Origin of the sequence: Pseudomaricurvus alkylphenolicus (assembly GCF_011683955.1) — a bacterium.
Lineage (GTDB): Bacteria > Pseudomonadota > Gammaproteobacteria > Pseudomonadales > Cellvibrionaceae > Pseudomaricurvus > Pseudomaricurvus alkylphenolicus.
The window spans coordinates 1-1734 of the sequence record NZ_JAAQPI010000056.1 but is presented as its reverse complement, the minus strand read 5'-3'; the positions used below and the strand labels follow the sequence as shown (position 1 = coordinate 1734).

The following is a 1734-nucleotide window of genomic DNA, read 5'->3' as shown; positions in this document are numbered from 1 at the left end:
TGCATGGTAGGGGAGCGTTCTGTAAGCCGCTGAAGGTGAACTGTGAGGTTTGCTGGAGGTATCAGAAGTGCGAATGCTGACATGAGTAACGATAAGGGGAGTGAAAAACTCCCCCGCCGGAAGACCAAGGTTTCCTGTCCAACGCTAATCGGGACAGGGTTAGTCGGCCCCTAAGGCGAGGCAGAAATGCGTAGTCGATGGGAAGCAGGTTAATATTCCTGCACTTTGTGTAACTGCGATGGAGGGACGGAGCAGGCTAGGCCAGCGCGGCGTTGGTTGTCCGCGTTTAAGCGCGTAGGTTGAGATCTTAGGCAAATCCGGGATCTTAAGACTGAGACGTGATGACGAGACTCTCTTATGAGAGTTGGAGTGGTTGATGCCATACTTCCAAGAAAATCTTCTAAGCTTCAGGTTACACAGAACCGTACTCCAAACCGACACAGGTGGTCAGGTAGAGAATACCAAGGCGCTTGAGAGAACTCGGGTGAAGGAACTAGGCAAAATAGCACCGTAACTTCGGGAGAAGGTGCGCCGGCTTTGGTGATGGGACTTGCTCCCTAAGCTGAGGCTGGTCGAAGTGACCAGGTGGCTGCAACTGTTTATTAAAAACATAGCACTCTGCAAACACGTAAGTGGACGTATAGGGTGTGACGCCTGCCCGGTGCCGGAAGGTTAATTGATGGGGTTAGCTTCGGCGAAGCTCTTGATCGAAGCCCCGGTAAACGGCGGCCGTAACTATAACGGTCCTAAGGTAGCGAAATTCCTTGTCGGGTAAGTTCCGACCTGCACGAATGGCGTAATGATGGCCACGCTGTCTCCACCCGAGACTCAGTGAAATTGAAATCGCGGTTAAGATGCCGTGTTCCCGCGGCTAGACGGAAAGACCCCGTGAACCTTTACTACAGCTTTGCACTGAACTCTGAGCCTATTTGTGTAGGATAGCTGGGAGGCTTTGAAGCGGTGGCGCCAGCCATCGTGGAGCCGTCCTTGAAATACCAGCCTGGTATGTTTGGGGTTCTAACTCAGGTCCGTTATCCGGATCGAGGACAGTGTATGGTGGGTAGTTTGACTGGGGCGGTCTCCTCCCAAAGAGTAACGGAGGAGCACGAAGGTACGCTAATCATGGTCGGAAATCATGAGTTTAGTGCAATGGCATAAGCGTGCTTGACTGCGAGACTGACACGTCGAGCAGGTACGAAAGTAGGTCATAGTGATCCGGCGATTCTGAATGGAAGGGTCGTCGCTCAACGGATAAAAGGTACTCCGGGGATAACAGGCTGATACCGCCCAAGAGTTCACATCGACGGCGGTGTTTGGCACCTCGATGTCGGCTCATCACATCCTGGGGCTGAAGCCGGTCCCAAGGGTATGGCTGTTCGCCATTTAAAGTGGTACGCGAGCTGGGTTTAGAACGTCGTGAGACAGTTCGGTCCCTATCTGCCGTGGGCGTTGGAAAGTTGAGAAGAGTTGCTCCTAGTACGAGAGGACCGGAGTGAACGAACCACTGGTGTTCGGGTTGTGATGCCAATCGCATTGCCCGGTAGCTACGTTCGGACGGGATAACCGCTGAAAGCATCTAAGCGGGAAGCCTCCTTCAAGATAAGCTTTCCCTGGGACTTTGAGTCCCCTGAAGGGCCGTTGAAGACTACGACGTTGATAGGCTGGGTGTGGAAGCGTTGTGAGGCGTTGAGCTAACCAGTACTAATTGCCCGTGAGGCTTGACCATATAACTGA

1 rRNA gene is annotated in these 1734 nt (G+C 53.0%); it reads left to right on the top strand.

Annotated features, from left to right (window positions below):
- Nucleotides 1–1726: ribosomal RNA gene (locus tag HBA55_RS37065) — 23S ribosomal RNA — on the top strand; the annotation flags it as partial.
- Nucleotides 1727–1734 lie beyond the last annotated feature (8 nt).